15 protein-coding genes are annotated in these 16782 nt (G+C 71.8%); 10 read left to right on the top strand and 5 right to left on the bottom strand.

The annotated features are described in order from the left end of the window. Positions 1-112: 112 nt before the first annotated feature. A complete protein-coding gene (locus ITJ48_RS00745) occupies positions 113-925 on the bottom strand; it encodes a ParA family protein (RefSeq protein ID WP_123545543.1) in 813 nt (270 codons plus the stop codon). Between the two features lie 131 nt (positions 926-1056). On the opposite strand from ITJ48_RS00745, the gene def reads away from it, so the two are divergent. Then, entirely contained in the window at positions 1057-1554 is a 498-nt protein-coding gene (gene def / locus ITJ48_RS00750) for a peptide deformylase (RefSeq protein ID WP_194612045.1), read from the top strand. A 27-nt stretch (positions 1555-1581) separates the two neighbouring features. Here the strand turns inward: def and ITJ48_RS00755 are convergent, their stop codons facing one another. Next, positions 1582-3435, bottom strand: a complete 1854-nt coding sequence (locus tag ITJ48_RS00755) for an AMP-dependent synthetase/ligase (protein WP_194612046.1) — start codon at positions 3433-3435, stop codon at positions 1582-1584. A gap of 121 nt (positions 3436-3556) precedes the next feature. On the opposite strand from ITJ48_RS00755, the gene ITJ48_RS00760 reads away from it, so the two are divergent. The 3 genes from ITJ48_RS00760 to ITJ48_RS00770 all read left to right on the top strand — a co-directional run bounded on the left by ITJ48_RS00760 (position 3557) and on the right by ITJ48_RS00770 (position 6667). Further along, on the top strand, positions 3557-4507 hold the full coding sequence (locus ITJ48_RS00760; RefSeq protein WP_123545547.1) for an ROK family glucokinase: 951 nt from the start codon (positions 3557-3559) through the stop codon (positions 4505-4507). Between the two features lie 30 nt (positions 4508-4537). Further along, complete coding sequence (locus ITJ48_RS00765) at positions 4538-5227, top strand: 1-acyl-sn-glycerol-3-phosphate acyltransferase (protein WP_194612047.1); 690 nt, start codon at positions 4538-4540, stop codon at positions 5225-5227. A gap of 111 nt (positions 5228-5338) precedes the next feature. Then, on the top strand, positions 5339-6667 hold the full coding sequence (locus ITJ48_RS00770; protein ID WP_194613262.1) for a class II 3-deoxy-7-phosphoheptulonate synthase: 1329 nt from the start codon (positions 5339-5341) through the stop codon (positions 6665-6667). 106 nt (positions 6668-6773) lie between these two features. Here ITJ48_RS00770 and pknB read toward each other — a convergent pair whose 3' ends face one another. Together pknB and ITJ48_RS00780 are read right to left on the bottom strand one after the other, a co-directional pair. Continuing rightward, positions 6774-8732: a Stk1 family PASTA domain-containing Ser/Thr kinase gene (pknB, locus tag ITJ48_RS00775; protein WP_194612048.1), complete on the bottom strand. Its 1959-nt coding sequence runs from the start codon at positions 8730-8732 to the stop codon at positions 6774-6776. Positions 8733-8834: 102 nt separating this feature from the next. Further along, positions 8835-10223, bottom strand: a complete 1389-nt coding sequence (locus ITJ48_RS00780) for a LysM peptidoglycan-binding domain-containing protein (RefSeq protein ID WP_228506178.1) — start codon at positions 10221-10223, stop codon at positions 8835-8837. A gap of 226 nt (positions 10224-10449) precedes the next feature. Here ITJ48_RS00780 and ITJ48_RS00785 point away from each other — a divergent pair, with 226 nt between their 5' ends. Continuing rightward, entirely contained in the window at positions 10450-10806 is a 357-nt protein-coding gene (locus ITJ48_RS00785) for an Rv2175c family DNA-binding protein (RefSeq protein WP_370544710.1), read from the top strand. A gap of 49 nt (positions 10807-10855) precedes the next feature. On the opposite strand, the gene ITJ48_RS00790 is transcribed toward ITJ48_RS00785, so the two are convergent. Then, positions 10856-11977, bottom strand: coding sequence for a polyprenyl synthetase family protein (locus tag ITJ48_RS00790; protein ID WP_194612049.1), 1122 nt, complete (start codon positions 11975-11977; stop codon positions 10856-10858). Positions 11978-12075: 98 nt separating this feature from the next. Between ITJ48_RS00790 and ITJ48_RS00795 the strand changes: the two genes are divergently transcribed. The 5 genes from ITJ48_RS00795 to ITJ48_RS00815 all read left to right on the top strand — a co-directional run bounded on the left by ITJ48_RS00795 (position 12076) and on the right by ITJ48_RS00815 (position 16779). Next, positions 12076-12489 carry a DUF3040 domain-containing protein gene (locus tag ITJ48_RS00795; protein WP_133737434.1) on the top strand — a complete coding sequence of 138 codons (414 nt, stop codon included), beginning with the start codon at positions 12076-12078 and terminating at the stop codon, positions 12487-12489. Positions 12490-12796: 307 nt separating this feature from the next. Next, complete coding sequence (gene mraZ, locus ITJ48_RS00800; RefSeq protein WP_194612050.1) at positions 12797-13228, top strand: division/cell wall cluster transcriptional repressor MraZ; 432 nt, start codon at positions 12797-12799, stop codon at positions 13226-13228. Between the two features lie 102 nt (positions 13229-13330). After that, positions 13331-14281, top strand: a complete 951-nt coding sequence (gene rsmH, locus ITJ48_RS00805; RefSeq protein WP_194612051.1) for a 16S rRNA (cytosine(1402)-N(4))-methyltransferase RsmH — start codon at positions 13331-13333, stop codon at positions 14279-14281. Beyond that, the gene (locus ITJ48_RS00810) at positions 14278-14913 is read left to right on the top strand and encodes a hypothetical protein (RefSeq protein WP_194612052.1); all 636 of its coding nucleotides are present in this window, start codon (positions 14278-14280) and stop codon (positions 14911-14913) included. Before rsmH ends, ITJ48_RS00810 begins: the two co-directional genes overlap by 4 nt. A 75-nt stretch (positions 14914-14988) precedes the next feature. Then, positions 14989-16779, top strand: coding sequence for a peptidoglycan D,D-transpeptidase FtsI family protein (locus ITJ48_RS00815; RefSeq protein ID WP_370544711.1), 1791 nt, complete (start codon positions 14989-14991; stop codon positions 16777-16779). Positions 16780-16782 lie beyond the last annotated feature (3 nt).

Below are 16782 nucleotides of genomic sequence, written 5' to 3' on the forward strand. Positions count from 1 at the left end.
CCCGTCTCAGCAGCGAGACGACAGGGCGCGGGTCCCTGTGCCCCAGGAGCCCACGTCAGAAGACGTGCGCCAGCGGGCGTGCCTCGACCGGCGTGCGGAGGGGCGACCGGTCTCAGCGCGCGGCGGGTTCGGCGTAGTCGCCGATCTTCGCCGTGCGCATGATGCGCTCGAGCAGCTGGTCGAAGTTGCGGGCCATCTCCTGTGCGCTCTCGCCGGGCCAGACGTGCAGGGGCTTCGCGGCGCCCTGCGCCTGCTGCAGCGAGGTCCGCTCGGGCAGCTGCGGGCTCAGGACGAGGGGCCCGAACATGTCGCGGAGCTCCTTGATGCGGAACTGGTGCTCGATCGACTGGACGCGAGCACGGTTGACGATGATGCCCAGGGGCTGGAGCCGAGGGGAGAGGCCGCGGCGGATCTCCTCGATCGCCCGCAGGGCACGGTCCGCCGCGGCGACGCTGAAGAGACCGGGCTCGGTGACCACGGTGACGCGGTCGGAGGCGGCCCAGGCGGTGCGCGTCAGGGCGTTCAGGGAGGGGGCGCAGTCGATGAGGACGAGATCGTAGTCGGCCTCGACGTTGGCGAGCGCCTCCTCGAGCTTCCAGATGTCGCGGATCGACGGGTGCGGGCCGTCGAAGTTGATGGCCGAGGGGCTGCCGATCATGACGTCGATCTTGCCCGTGCGGCCCTTGGTCCAGCCGCTGGGGGCGATCGCGGCACGGACCGTCTTCTCCTTCGGCGACGCGAGGACGTCGGCGACGTTGAGGTGCCCCGCGACCGTGATGTCGAGGCCGGTCGAGACGTCGGACTGCGGGTCGAGGTCGACCACCAGGGTCCGGAGGCCCTTGGCGAAGGCCGCCGACGTGAGTCCGAGCGTCACGGTCGTCTTGCCGACGCCGCCTTTGAGAGAACTGACGCTGAGTACATGCACGACGACGACGATACCGTCACTATTCTTGAAGCACCTGCACGCCACGTCGCCCGACGGGCGATCCCGGCAGGCTCCCTCGTCTCCGGTGGCTCCGAGCCCCGTCCCCGTTCCTTCCCCAGGAGGTGCTCGTCGTGAGCGTCCGACCCATCCGACTCTTCGGCGACCCGGTGCTCCGGTCGCCCTCCGACCCCGTCCGGGTGGGCGACGCCCGGCTGTCCTCGCTGGTCGACGACCTCCTCGACACCGTGCGCGAGCCCGGTCGCGCCGGTGTGGCCGCCCCCCAGATCGGAGTCGGCCTGCGGGCCTTCAGCTACAACGTCGACGGCGAGGTCGGCTACGTCCTGAACCCCGAGATCGCCGAGCTCTCGGGCGAGAAGGAGCTGGTGGAGGAGGGCTGCCTGTCCGTCCCGGGCTTCTGGTTCCCGACCCCGCGCTGGAGCAGGGCTCGCGTCGAGGGCATCGACCTCGACGGCGAGCCTGTCGTGCTCGAGGGCGACGGCCTCATGGCGCAGGCGCTCCAGCACGAGACCGACCACCTCGCCGGCACCCTCTACGTCATGACCCTCGAGACCGAGACCCGCCGCGACGCCCTGCGACAGATCCGGGCGAGCGACTGGTGGCGGGCCTGACCGGCGCGCCACCAGCAGCTCTCGCGGTCAGGCGGTCGGCCCCGGCTTGTCGGCGGACGAGACGGTCCTGACCGACTCCGTGTTGGGGTAGACGGAGTAGAGGTCGGCGATCTGGCCCGCGAAGTCCTCGACCACGACGGCGCGCTTGACGCTCATCTTGGGCGTCAGGTGGCCGCTGGCCTCCGTCAGCTCGATCGGCAGCACGACGAACTTGCGGATCGACTCCGCTCGGGAGACCGCCTCGTTCGCGAGGTCGACCGCCCTCTGCACCTCGGCCAGCACGGCGGGGTGCTCTGCAGCCTCGGCCAGCGGCATGTCCGCGGCCTCGCCCGCGTTGTTGAGCCAGACCGGCAGCATCTCGGTGTCGAGGGTGACGAGCGCCGAGATGAACGGGCGCTGGTCGCCCACCACGACGACCTGGGCGACGAGGGGGTTCGCGCGGATCGGGTCCTCGAGGACGGCGGGGGCGACGTTCTTGCCCCCGGCGGTGACGATGATCTCCTTCTTGCGACCCGTGATGGTGAGGTAGCCGTCGGAGTCGAGGCTGCCGAGGTCTCCGGTGCGGAACCAGCCGTCCTGCATGACCGCGGCCGTCTCCTCCTCGTTCCTCCAGTAGCCGGCGAAGACGTTCTCGCCCTTGACGAGCACCTCGCCGTCGTCGTCGATCCGCAGCGAGACGCCCGGCAGGGCCGGTCCGACGGTCCCGATCTTGAACCGCGACACGAGGTTCACCGAGGCCGGCGCCGTGGTCTCGGTCAGGCCGTAGCCCTCGAGGATGCGGATGTCGAGGCTGCGGAAGAAGTGCCCGAGGCGGGTGCCGAGCGGAGCGGAGCCCGAGACGGCGTAGCGGATGTTCCCGCCCATGGCCTTCTTCAGCTTGCGGTACACGAGCCGGTCGAAGAGGGCGAAGCGCAGGCGGAGGCCGACGGGCACCGTCCCCTCGTCGAGGGCCTTGGAGTGCGCGATCGCCACCGCGACGGCCTGACGGAAGATGCCGCCCTTGCCCGAGGCCTCGGCCTTCTGCTCGGCGGAGTTGTAGACCTTCTCGAACACCCGCGGCACCGCGAGCAGGAACGAGGGGCGGAAGGAGGCGAGCGACGGCAGGAGCTGCTTGGTGTCGGCCTGGTGGCCCACCTTGACCCCGGCGTGCACCGACATCACCGCGATGAAGCGGGCGAAGACGTGGGCCGTCGTGATGAACAGAAGGGTCGACGAGCCCGGCGCCACGACGTCGCCCATGGCCACCGCCGCGTTGCGGCTGGTCTCCACGAAGTTGGCGTGCGTCAGCATGCAGCCCTTGGGGCGTCCCGTGGTGCCCGACGTGTAGATGATGGTCGCGAGGTCGTCCCCGTTCGCCAGCGTGCGGCGGCGCTCGAGCTCGTCGTCCGACACGCCCCGCCCGGAGCGGGCCAGCTTCTCGAGGTCGCCGAGGTCGATCTGCCAGACGTGGGCGACGTCCGGCAGCTCGGGGTGCACCTCGTCGAAGCGGGCGAAGTGGTCCGGCGTCTCGACGATCAGGGCCACGGCGCCCGAGTCGCTGAGGTTCCAGTGCACCTGGCTCGGCGACGACGTCTCGTAGACGGGCACGAGCAGCGCGCCGGCGAACCAGACCGCGAAGTCGACGAGCGTCCACTCGTAGCGGGTGCGGCTCATCAGGCCCACCACGTCGCCGGGCTGGATGCCGGCGGCGATCAGGCCCTTGGCGACCTCGCGCACCCGGGCGACGAACTCCGCGGCGGTGACGTCGGTCCAGCCTCCCGTGCCGTCGGGCACGGAGAACAACGGCTCGTTCGGCGTCGCCGCCGCCCGCTGCACGAGCAGGTCTGTCGCGTTGGCGGTCGGGTCGGCGGGGACCACGAGGGGGACGGTGTGTTCGTTCACGGCAGCTCCTTCGGCACCGGCAGGGTCCGACGAGCTTAGCGGGGGCCACTCCGTCCGTCCCGTGACGACCTGCGGACGTCGTGGAACGGCAGGAGACGGGCCGAGGATAGACTCGTCGCTCGTGCAGGCAATAGGCATTGACATCGGCGGGACGAAGATCGCGGGCGGAGTCGTCACCGAGCTGGGCGAGATCGTCGCCGAGGAGCGGGTCCCCACCCCCGCCGGCGACGCCGGCGCGATCGTCGACGCCGTCGTCGCGATGGTGAAGGGCCTCCAGGCGCGTCACCCCGACGTCGTCGCCGCAGGGGTCGCAGCCCCCGGCTTCATCGACGCCTCGCAGTCGGTCGTCTACTACACGCCGAACATCCCGTGGCGGAACGAGCCGCTCAGGGCCCGGCTGTCCGAGCAGCTCGACCTGCACATCACGATCGACAACGACGCGAACGCCGCGGGCTGGGCCGAGTTCCGGTTCGGCGCAGGCCGCCTCGCGAGCGACATGACCATGCTCACCATCGGCACGGGCGTCGGCGGCGCCGTCGTCGCCCAGGACCGCCTGCTCCGGGGCGGCTTCGGCACCGGCGGCGAGCTCGGCCACATGCGCATCGTGCCCGACGGCCTGCCCTGCGGCTGCGGCGCCCGCGGCTGCATCGAGCAGTACGGCTCCGGCAGGGCCCTGCTGCGCATGGCGGGCGAGGTGGCCGACCTCGGCGGAGTCGGGTCGGCGCTGGCGGCGGTCCGTGCCGAGAAGGGCGAGCTCACGGGCCACGACGTGGCCGCGCTGATGCAGGCCGGCGACGCCGGTGCCCTCGAGGCGCTCCGTCAGCTGGGCACCTGGCTCGGCCAGGCCGCGGCCTCGCTCGCCGCCATCCTCGACCCGCAGGTCTTCGTCTTCGGCGGGGGAGTCGCGCAGTCGGGCGAGCTCCTCCTCGCCCCCGTCCGCAAGGCGTTCCACGAGCACCTGCCGGCCCGTGGGTTCCACCCGGAGCCCGACTTCGTCATCGCCGAGCTGGTCAACGACGCGGGCGTCGTGGGCGCCGCCGACCTGGCCCGGCTCCACGCGTCCACTCGCTAGACTCCGACCGCCGACGAGGGAGGGGCCCCGATGCTCTACTGGTTCTTGAAGACGATGGTGGCGAGCCCCCTCATGCTCACGGTGTTCCGTCCCTGGGTCCGGGGGCTCGAGAACGTCCCGGCGTCCGGGGCCGTCATCTTCGCGAGCAACCACCTGTCGTTCGTCGACTCGATCTTCCTGCCGCTCGCGCTCGAGCGGCGAATCTCGTTCCTGGCCAAGAGCGACTACTTCACCGGCTCCGGCGTCAAGGGCTGGCTCATGCGCCTCTTCTTCACCGCCACCGGCCAGCTGTCGATCGACCGCTCGGGCGGCAAGGCGTCGGAGGCGTCGCTCGCGACGGGCCTGTCGGTCCTGGGCCGCGGAGAGCAGCTGGGCATCTACCCCGAGGGCACCCGCAGCCCCGACGGCAAGCTCTACCGCGGCCGCACGGGCGTGGCGCGCATGATCCTCGAGGGGCACGTCCCCGTCGTCCCGGTCGCCATGATCGACACCGAGAAGGTCATGAAGACCGGCACCAAGATCCCCAAGATCCGCCGGGTCGGCATCGTCTTCGGCGAGCCGCTCGACTTCAGCCGGTTCGAGGGCATGGAGGGCGACCGGTTCATCCTCCGGTCCATCACCGACGAGATCATGTACGAGCTCGGCGCCCTGAGCGGCCAGGAGTACGCCGACGTCTACGCCTCGTCGGTCAAGGAGAAGCGCGTCGCCTCCGCGCGGTAGGCTCGACCGCCGGGATCGATCGGTCCCTGGCCCGTCCTAGCTGCAAGGAAGACCGTGGTCCCCATCGCCGAACCGTCCGCGGGCGTCGTCACCGACGCCTCCACCACCGACGTGATCGACGGACTCGACTACTGGCGCACGCTCCCGATCAAGCAGCAGCCCGCGTGGCCCGATCCCTCCGCGGTCCAGGCCGCGTCGGCCGAGATCGCCGCGCTGCCGCCCCTCGTCTTCGCGGGCGAGGTCGACACCCTCCGCGACCGGCTGGCCGCGGCGGCCCGAGGCGACGCGTTCCTGCTGCAGGGCGGCGACTGCGCCGAGACGTTCGCCGGCGCCACCGCCGACCAGATCCGCGACCGCGTCAAGACGATCCTGCAGATGGCCGTCGTGCTCACGTACGGCGCCTCGGTCCCGGTCATCAAGATGGGGCGCATGGCGGGCCAGTTCGCGAAGCCCCGCTCGAGCGACTCCGAGACCCGCGACGGCGTGACGCTGCCCGCCTACCGCGGCGACATCGTCAACGGCTACGACTTCACGCCCGAGTCCCGACGGGCCGACCCTGCCCGGCTCGTGAAGGGATACCACACCTCCGCGTCGACGATCAACCTGATCCGCGCGTTCACGCAGGGCGGCTTCGCCGACCTCCGCCAGGTGCACAGCTGGAACCGCGGCTTCGCGGCGAACCCCGCCAACGCCGCCTACGAGCACCTCGCGAAGGAGATCGACAAGGCCATCCGCTTCATGGAGGCGGCCGGTGCGGACTTCGACGAGCTCAAGCGCGTCGAGTTCTACACCAGCCACGAGGCCCTGCTGATGGACTACGAGCGGCCGATGACACGGATCGACTCGCGCACGGGCGAGCCCTACGTCCTGTCGTCGCACTTCGTCTGGATCGGCGAGCGCACGCGTGACCTCGACGGCGCCCACGTCGACTTCCTCTCCCGGGTCCGCAACCCCATCGGCGTCAAGCTCGGCCCGTCGACCACGCCGGACGACATGCTCCGCCTCATCGACGTGCTCGACCCCGACCGCGAGCCCGGGCGCCTGACGTTCATCACGCGCATGGGCGCCGGCAAGATCCGCGAGTCGCTGCCGCCGCTGCTCGAGGCGATCAAGGGCGCCGACGCGACGCCGCTCTGGGTCAGCGACCCGATGCACGGCAACGGCCTCACGACGCCGACGGGCTACAAGACCCGCCGCTTCGAGGAGATCATGGACGAGGTCAAGGGGTTCTTCGAGGCGCACCGCGCCGCGGGCACCCACCCCGGCGGCATCCACATCGAGCTGACCGGCGACGACGTGACCGAGTGCCTGGGCGGCTCCGAGCACATCGACGAGGCCACGCTCGCGACGCGGTACGAGTCGCTCTGCGACCCGCGGCTGAACCACATGCAGTCGCTCGAGCTCGCGTTCCTCGTCGCGGAGGAGCTGGCGGCCAACTAGGCCGCGCCTCCTCCGCTCGCCGAACGGCCACGTCGAAGGGCCCGCCTCCCACGGGAGGCGGGCCCTTCGACGTGACGGGGGGCGGCCCAGGGCGGGCGCGCGGCGGTCACTCGACGCGGTAGGACAGCCTGATCGTCGAGCCGCGGGACGCGGTGGCTCCCGGGACGGGGTCCGTCGAGACGACCGTGAGGCTCGCCTCCCAGTCGAAGAAGGCGCAGGTGAAGTTCGTGCACCGGTCGTAGCTGACCCGCAGGCCGAGTGCCTGCAGCTGGGCCGTGGCCTGGTCGATGGTCTTGCCGGTGACGTCGGGGACGGTGACGGGCGGAGGCCCGTCCGAGACGACGAGGTCGAGGGAGGCGCCGGGCCGGATCGGGCCGTCCTGCTGCTGGTCGGCACGGATCACGGCGCCCTCGTCGACGTCGTCGCTGAACTCCGTGCCGGCCTCGACGCCCGTGAGGCCCACGTCCTGGAGCGTCGCCTGGGCGTCCTCGACCGACTGGCCGACGACGTCCGGGACGGGGCCGAGCGAGACGGTCAGCGTGACGGGCTGCTGCTCGCCGTACTGGGCCGCGCCGGCCAGGTCGACGGCCGTCCCCGCGGAGTCGACCCCCGAGACGGCGAGCACGGTGCCGGGGTCGGCGGCGTCGAACTGGGTCGTGCTGTCCTGGACGGCGAAGGACGACAAGGAGGCGCGGGCCGAGTCCTCGGTCTGACCCACCACGGCGGGCAGGTCGAGCGGCTGCGGGCCCTGCGAGACGACCAGCGTGACGGTCGACCCCTTCTGGAGGCGCGAGGACGGACCGGGGTCCGTCCCGATCACCTGCCCGGTCGGCACCTCGACCGAGAAGTCGGCCGCGTTCTGCTCCGCCACGACGAACTCGGCCGCCTCCAGGACGGACGCGGCGGCGGCGGGGTCCTGGCCGGCCACGTCGGGGACGGCCACCTGGCTGCCGGGCCCTGCGCCGAACCACCAGCCCGCGCCGCCGCCGACCACGGCCAGCACGAGGACGAGCGCGACCCACACGAAGCCCCGTCGACGCCGCCTCCGGGCCACGTCGCTCAGCTCGGCGACCGTGTCGACGGCCGCCGGTCCCACCGGTCCGGTGCGGTGGCGTGCCTTGGGGAGCGCCTGCGTCTCGCCGGTGCCGCCACGCGGCAGGACCATCGTCGCGGAGGCGGGGGGCAGCACCATGGTGCGGCCGAGGGGAGCACCGGACGGGTCGGCGAGGACGCGCTGGACGTCGATCAGCTGGTCGAGCATGGCCCGGGCGTCACGGGGACGGTGCTCCGGGTCGCGCGCCGTGGCCCACAGGACGAGCTCGTCGAGCTCGGCGGGGACCGACGGGTTCGCCGAGCTGGGTGCGGGGACCGTGTCGTTCGCGTGCTGGTAGGCGATCTGCATCGGCTGCTCGCCCTTGTAGGGCTGCTCGCCGGTGAGCATCTCGTAGAGCATGATGCCGAGCGCGTAGATGTCGCTGCGGGTGTCGGCCACGCCGCGGGTGACGAGCTCGGGGGAGAGGTAGGCGATCGTGCCGAGCAGGGCGGCGCCGGTCGCGGTGTTCGCGGTCGCGGCGCGGGCGAGGCCGAAGTCGCCGATCTTGATCCGGCCGTCGTCGGCGAGCAGGACGTTCTCGGGCTTGAGGTCGCGGTGGACGATGCCGGCGCGGTGGGCGGCGGCGAGGCCGGCGAGCACCGCCTCCAGGATGTCCATGGCCTGCTCGCTCGTGAGGACCTTGTGGTCCTGCAGCAGCTCGCGCAGCGTGATGCCGGGCAGGTACTCCATGACGAGGTAGGCGCTGTCGTCGTCCTGGCCCTGGTCGAAGACGTTGACGACGTTGGGGTGGGCGAGCCTCGCTGCCGAGCGCGCCTCCTGGATGAACCGCTCCTTGAAGGAGGCGTCGTCCGCCAGGTGCCCGTGCATGATCTTGATCGCGACCCGGCGCTCGAGCCGGAGGTCGGTGGCCAGGTACACGGTGGCCATGCCGCCGCGGGCGATGCGCGAGCGGACCTGGTACCGGTCGTCGATGAGCCGGCCGATCATCGGGTCAGTCTGGTTCGCGCTCATCGAGGCGATCTTACGAGTCGGCGCGCCGGTGGCGGACGCGGCTCACCGGCGAGTGTCGAACGAGGGTGCCGCCGACGTCGCCGCGGTGGTGGCGCGGACGGCTCAGCCCAGGGTGCTGAGCCACGTGCGTGCCGGTGCCTCCCACTTGGCGTAGGCCGTGGGGTGGGCCGAGAGCTGGACCGCCTGGGCGGCGTCCGTCAGCGACATCGAGGACCAGCCCCGGACGTCGAGCAGGCCGCGGGTCTTGCCGACGTTCGGGTTCGTCCGTCCGCCGAAGAAGAGCTTCGTCGCGTGCGCGGCGTCCGTGAGCTGCGCGGGGGTGCCCCAGCCCGTGCTCGGACGCTGCTGGAACAGGCCGAGCGAGTCGCGGTCGCCGTGGTCGATGTTCCTGAGGCTCGACTCCTGCGCCGCGGCGGCGAGGGCCACGACGATGGCCTGGTCTCCGACGCCCAGCTCGCGCCCGACGCGGATGATCACGCGAGCGTTCTCCTGCTGCTCGGCGGTGAGCGTGGTGCTCGTCGTCAGCGGGGCCACGGAGGTGGTGGCCGCGACCGTCGTGGGCGCGGCGGCAGGGGCGGGCGACGAGGCGCCGGGGACGACGAGGGTGCGGCCCGCGTAGATCGTGCTCGTCATGCTCAGCCCGTTGGCCGCGAGGAGCGCCTGGACCGTCGTGCCGGTCTGCCTCGCGATGGAGGCGATCGTCTCGCCGCTCCTGATGACGTGGCCGCCCGTCGCTGCGGGCGCAGGGGCAGCGGCCCTCGGGGCTGCCGGCGCGGCCTGCGAGGCCCCGCCGGGAAGGGAGAGCACCTGGCCCGGGTAGATGATGCTCGACCAGCTCAGGCCGTTCGCCCCGAGCAGCGAGGCGGTGCTCACCCCGTGCGCGCCGGCGATCGAGCTGAGGGTGTCGCCGCGCGCGATGGTGTAGCTGCCGGCCGCGGCGGACCGGGGCGCGCTGGTCGGCGCCGCGGGAGCGGGCGTCGGCGAGGACGCGACGAGGCTGAGCGTCTGGCCGGGGAAGATGGTCGACTTCCAGCTGAGCCCGTTGAGGGCGAGGACGGAGGCGGTGCTGAGCCCGAAGGACGCGGCGATGCTGGCGACGGTGTCGCCCGAGGCGACGGTGTAGGTCGACGGGGCCAGGACCGTGCTCGACGACGCGGCGACGTCGACGGTCGCGGACGTCGACTCCGGGGCCGGAGCGGCTGCCGTCGGCGGGAGCGCGATCGGGCGCGGCGCGGCGTGCGGCTTCTTCGTGGGCTGCTGGTGGTGGGCGACCGACGCCACGGGGCCGGTCATGCCGAGGCTGAGCGCCATCGAGCCGACGAGCATGATCGGCACCGTCTGGAGCATGGAGCGAGCAGCCCGTGAACGAGCCCCCCGTCCGTCGGCGTCGAGTGCTCCGCGGCCGAAGGCGGCACCGGGCAGCCGTGTGGCGCGGGGTGCGTCCGGGGTCCCGTCGAGGTCGAGGGCGCGGTCCGAGCTGCTGTCGTTCATGGAGGTGATCCTCGGGTCGTGGCGTCCGACACGTCGACAACCTGATCCGCGACGGCGTGTCTCGTGGTGCCAAGTTGGCACAGGTGGAGACCCGTGTCAATCACAGTGGCCAGTGCTACGAACGGGGTCGATGTTGCTGGTGTGACTGTTGTGGCTTGTGTGACGAGAGTGACACGAGCTACGAGGCACGACACGGAGCGGCGGGCGACCGTGGCAAGGTGGACCCGTGACCGATCTCTCTCAGCAGCCCTGGTTCGACGACACCGAGTGGCTGGCGGTGCCCGACCTCGTCGAACTGCTCGGCCTCAGCGTCAGCCGCGTCCACCGGCTCTTCGAGGACCACGTCCTGATCTCCACGCGGGTGGACGGCGTCGTCGTCACGCCCGCGGTGTTCCTGGTCGACGGCGAGCCCATGCACGAGCTCCGGGGCACCGTCACCGTCCTCGCCGACAACGGGTTCACGGACGACGAGGCGCTCGACTGGATGCTCTCCGTCGAGGACAGCCTGGGCGTCTCCCCGGTCGAGGCGCTGCGCGCGGGGCGCAAAGCCGAGGTCCGCCGGGTGGCACAGAGCCTCCTCTGAGCCCTCTCCCGATCGGTCGGGGGGCAGCCGGAGGCCGGCGGCCCCGGACCTAGTAGGTGCGCTTCGTCACCGTGTCGGCGAGCCGCGTGAGCTGGGCCCGTGCGGAGGGCGCGAGGTCCGCCCCGTCGAGCGCCGCCACGGCGCGCTCGACCTGGTCGGTGATGGACTGCTCCACCGCCTCCACGGCACCCGATTCCCTCAGCGTCGCCTGCAGCACGCCGATCTGGTCGTCGTCGAGGTCGGGATCGCCCAGCAACTCGTCGAGCAGGCGGACGGAGCTCGGGGGCAGCGCCCGGCGGGCCGTCGCCACGAGGACGGTGCGCTTGCCCTCGCGGAGGTCGTCGCCGGCGGGCTTGCCGGTCACCTCGGGGTCGCCGAAGACGCCCAGCAGGTCGTCCCGGAGCTGGTAGGCGATGCCGAGGGGGAGGCCGAAGCGCCTCAGCGACTCGAGCTCCGACTCGGAGCCGCCGGCCATGGCCGCCCCGATCGTGAGCGGTGCCTCGACGCTGTACTTCGCGGACTTGTAGACGATGACCCGCTGGGCCCGGGGCAGCAGGTCGACGTCGGGGACGCTGCGCCAGGCGTTCTCCTCGAGGATGTCGAGGTACTGGCCCACCGTGACCTCGGTGCGCATGCGGTTGAACTCGCGCCGAGCCGACAGGGCGGCGCCCCGGGACTCGAGGGCGTCGAGGGCCTCGCTGATCTGCTCGTCGCTCCACGCGAGGAGGAGGTCGCCCATGAGCAGGGCCGCCGACGTGCCGAAGCCGGAGGCGGAGCCGAGCCACCCGCCCTCGCGGTGCAGCGCCTCGAACCGGCGGTGCGCGGCCGGGCGTCCGCGACGGGTGTCGGAGTTGTCCATGATGTCGTCGTGCACGAGCGCGGCCGCGTGGAAGAACTCGAGCCCGACGGAGGCGGTCATCACGGCGTCGAGGGACCGCTGGTCGACGGTCGTCCCGAGCGGGTCGAACCCGGCGTCACGGCCGGCGACGGACTGCCAGCCCCAGTAGCAGAACAGGGCCCGGAAGCGCTTGCCGCCGCGGAGCAGGTCGCTGGAGAAACCGGCGAAGGGGGAGAGGTCGTCGGCGATGCCCCGGAGGGCCGGTCGGCGGTCGTCGAGGAACCGATCGATGCGCTCTTGAACGACGTCCACTAACCGCGTACTCTCAGCCACGCTGCCTAGCCTAGCCACAGCGCCCGGGCATACACTCGCCCGTATCCACACGCGGTGATCCCGAGGCCGCGGGGCCTGTGCTCGAAGGGAACAAAGAGATGCCACTTTCCGAACAGGAGCAACGACTCCTCGAAGAGATGGAGCGGAGCCTCTACAGCAACGACTCCGACTTCGTGGCGACGGTCGGCGGGCGCCGTGGGCGCCCGAACTACACGATGGTCGTCATCGGCGTGCTCGCGGCTCTCGTCGGCATCGCGGTCATCGTCACCGGCGTGATCATCCGGACTCCTCCCGTGGGCCCCCTCGTCGGCGTCGCCGGCTTCGTGCTCCTCGTGGCCGGTGCAGTCTTCGCGATGGCGCCTCCCCGTCGTGGCTCGCAGGCTCGTCCCTCCGCCGCGTCGTCCGCTCCCGGTTCTGCTCGTCCGTCGGCGTCGCGCCCCGCGCGCAGCGGCAGCATGATGGACCGCCTCAACGATCGCTGGGAGCGCCGCCAGGACGGCGACCGCTCCTAGTCCTCCACTTCGCACCACGACCTCAGGGGTCGGCCTCCGGGCCGGCCCCTTTCTCGTGCGCCCGGGCCTCCTGGCGCCTCCCCGCAGGGGTCCCTTCCCGGTGTCGGCGCGCGTCCCGGACCCGTCGCGTGGTCCCCGGTCGACTTTCCCCTCCCTTCTCCTCCACCGCCGTGGCCCCCGAACTGGAGCGGATCCGGGACGTCCCGGCACGACTTCGGCCCCGTGGCGCCTATCCGGGTGGGGGATTGTGGAGTAAAGTGGAGGCACGTGCCACGAACGGGGTGCGGGGCGAAGGGGGGCGAGGCGCATGTTCCTCGGCACCTACTCGCCCAAGCTCGACGAGAAGGGCCGGATCATCCTCCCCGCGAAGTTCCGTGACGAGCTGGCTTCCGGCCTCGTCATGACCCGCGGTCAGGAGCGCTGCGTCTACGTGTTCAGCCAGGCCGAGTTCGAGGACATGCACGCGCGCATCCGGCAGGCGCCGATCACGAGCAAGGAGGGGCGCGACTACATGCGCCTGTTCCTCTCCGGCGCCAGCGACGACGTCCCCGACAAGCAGAACCGCGTCACGATCCCGTCGACGCTGCGGGACTATGCGGGCCTGGGCCGCGACCTCACGGTCATCGGCGCGGGCAACCGCGCCGAGATCTGGGCCACGGACGCGTGGAACACCTACTACGAGGCCCAGGAGGCCGCGTTCGCGAACACCACGGAGGAGGTGATCCCCGGGCTCTTCTAGCTCCTCGGCCCTGACTCCCAGCCGTCCGCCCTGGCGCACCTTCCCCGGTGCCAGGTCGAGATGGATGGGGATCAGGGCCCGGGATCCAGGCCCAGGTCAGCCATGGCAGATCAGATCCACACCCCCGTCCTCCTCGAGCGCACGCTCGAGCTCCTCGCCCCGGCGATCTCGCGCCCGGGCGCCGTCGCGGTCGACGCGACGCTCGGCATGGGCGGCCACGCGGCCGCGATGCTCGAGCGGTTCCCCGACCTCACCGTGGTCGGCCTCGACCGCGACACCGAGGCGCTCGCGATCGCCGGCGAGCGTCTGCGACCGTTCGGCGAGCGTGCCCGACTGGTGCACACGCGCTACGACGGCGTGGCCGACGCCCTCGACGAGCTGGGCATCGACGAGGTGCAGGGCGTGCTCTTCGACCTCGGCGTCTCGTCGCTCCAGCTCGACCGGGTCGAGCGGGGCTTCTCCTACTCCAAGGACGCACCGCTCGACATGCGGATGGACCCGACCTCCCCGGTCACGGCCGAGACGATCCTCGCCGAGTACCCCGAGTCCGAGCTGCGGCGCATCTTCTACCAGTACGGCGAGGAGAAGCTCAGCCCCCGCTACGCCCGTCGCATCGTGGAGCACCGTGCCGAGGCGCCGCTCCGTCGCAGCGGCGAGCTCGTCGACCTGCTCATCGCCGCCACCCCGATGGCCCTGCAGCGCGCGGGCCACCCGGCCAAGCGCGTCTTCCAGGCGCTCCGCATCGAGGTGAACGGCGAGCTGGCGTCCCTCGAGGCGGCCGTCCCCGCCGCTCTCGACCGCATCGCCGTCGACGGTCGCGTCGTCGTGCTCGCCTACCAGTCGCTCGAGGACCGCTTCGTCAAGCGCGAGCTCGCGGCCCGGACCACCTCGACGGCGCCCCAGGGCCTCCCGGTCGAGCTGCCCGAGCACCGGCCCGGCTACCGCCTCCTCGTCCGCGGCGCCGAGCTCGCCTCCGCCGACGAGATCGACCTGAACCCCCGTGCCAAGCCCGTGCGACTGCGCGCAGCCGAACGAATCCGGAGAACAGCATGAGCAACGCCGCGATCGACCCGATCCCGCAGCGCCGCCTCTCGCACGAGCCTCGCCGGGCACCGGTCGAGATCGTCACGAGCCGGGCACAGCGTCGCGCGCGGCCCCGGATCGCGTACGCGCTCGTGGCCACCGCCTCCTTGTTCGTGCTCCTCCTGACGCAGCTGGCGATCAGCATCGCCCTCAGCGACGGCGCGTACACGATCTCCGACCTGCAGGCCGAGAAGACCGAGCTGACGCGCGACCAGCAGAAGTACTCCGAGCAGCTCGACGTCCTCTCGTCGCCCCAGAACCTGGCGAACAACGCCGAGCAGCTCGGCATGGTCCGCAACTCGAACCCGGTCTACCTCGACCCGACGACCGGCGCAGTGCACGGCGACCCGGCCCCGGCCGACGGCACGGCGGACGGCACGGACAACCTGATCCCGAACACCCTGCTCGACGGCGTCCCCCTCGCGACGGTCGCACCCGACACGGCGACCACCGACACGGCGGACCCGGCGGCGTCGAGCGACGCGGCCGCTCAGGGCACGCCTCCGACCGACTCCGCCACGACGGGCGCGGCGACCGCGGGAACCGGCACCCCCTCGGTAGCGTCTGACCCTGACCAGCTCGCGGCTCCCCAGACCCGCTAGCGGTGCGCCCCTCGTGGCGCACCTGACGACGAAAGCGGCCGGTGCCACACGACCTGCCGCGGTGAGGACACCTCCGTGAACACAGCCCCTCGCAGCCGCCGGCTCCGCGCGACGCTGGCCATGGCCGTGGTGATCGCGCTGGTCGGCGTGTTCGTCGTCCGCCTGGCCGACATCCAGCTCGTCCAGGCCGCCGAGCTCAACGCGCAGTCGCAGAACAAGCGCGAGATCCAGCAGGTGACGTACGGCGACCGGGGCGACATCACCGCGAACGACGGCACGGTCCTCGCCGGCAGCGTCACGCGGTACAACATCACCGCCGCGCCCGCCTTCGCCGACGACGTCACCGTGACGGGGACCGGCGCGGACGGCGAGAAGACCAAGGTCGCCATGTCGGTCGACCAGGTGCTGGCCGAGGTGGCCGAGATCACCGGCGGGTCGGCGGAGACCATGCAGGAGGCCCTCACCCGCGACCCCGAGGCCAACTTCGCGTTCCTCGTCAAGGGCGTCGACGTCGACGCCTTCCGCGCCGTCCGCGACCTCAAGAACAGCGGAGTCTCCTGGCTCTACTTCGAGCGCCAGTCCGCCCGGACCTACCCGAACGGCTCGGTGGCCGGCAACCTCACGGGCTTCGTCGGCACCGACGGGCCGCAGGCGGGGCTCGAGCGCACGGCCGACTCCTGCCTCGCCGGCACGAACGGCAGCGAGACCTACGAGCGCGGCGCCGACGGCGTGCAGCTCCCCGGCAGCACCGTGACCACGAAGGAGGCGGTGGCCGGCGGCACGCTGCAGCTCACCGTCGACAAGGACCTGCAGTACATGACGCAGCAGGCCATCGCCGAGCAGGGCCAGGCCATCGGGGCCGAGTCGGCGACCGCCGTCGTCCAGGAGGTGGCGACCGGCAAGCTGCTCGCCGTGGCGGACTGGCCCACGGTCGACCCCAACGACGTGAACCTGACGAAGGACGTCGGCGACCTCGGCTCCAAGGCCTTCACCGCCTCCTACGAGCCGGGCTCGACCTTCAAGGCGATGACCGCGGCCATGCTGCTCGACTCCGGCAAGGCCACGCCGACGAGCCAGGCGACCGTGCCCTACTCCCGCTCGTTCCCCTGGGGCGGCGAGATCCACGACGCGAGCTTCCACCCGACCGAGCGGCTCACCTTGACCGGCATCCTGCGCGACTCGTCCAACGTCGGCATCTCGCTGCTCGGGCAGAACCTCAGCGCGCAGGCGCGGTACGACTACATGGTCAAGTTCGGCCTGAACGAGCCCACGGCCGTCGGGTTCCTCGGCGAGCCGACGCAGGGCGTCCGGGCCGCGAGCTCGTGGGACCAGCAGACCAGCATCAACACGATGTTCGGCCAGGGCGTCTCGACGACGGCCCTGCACGTGGCGAGCATCTTCCAGACCCTCGGCAACCACGGCGTGAGGCTCCCGTCCCAGCTCGTCGAGGGCTGCACGGCCGCCGACGGGACGGTCACGCCGGCACCCGCCGTCGAGGGCACGACCGTGGTGTCGCCGTACGCCGCCGACACGACGGTGAACATGCTCGAGAGCGTCGTCTCGGCCGGCGAGCAGAAGGACGCGCTGACCATCCCGGGCTACCGGGTCGCCGCCAAGACCGGCACCGCCGAGATGGCCCGCGCCGACGGCACCGGCTACGGTTCCGACCGCGTGGTGTCCGTCGCGGGCATCGCCCCGGCCGAGGACCCGAAGTACGTCGTCGTCGTGAGCTTCACCAAGCCCAGTACCATGAAGACGTCGGCCGCCGCGGCGCCGACCTTCAACAAGATCATGTCCCAGGTCCTCGAGATGTACCGCGTCCCTCCGTCGACGGAGCCCGCACCGGCCATCCCCCAGACCTGGTGAGAG

Source organism: Frigoribacterium sp. VKM Ac-2530 (assembly GCF_015350835.1).
Taxonomy (GTDB): Bacteria; Actinomycetota; Actinomycetes; order Actinomycetales; family Microbacteriaceae; genus Frigoribacterium.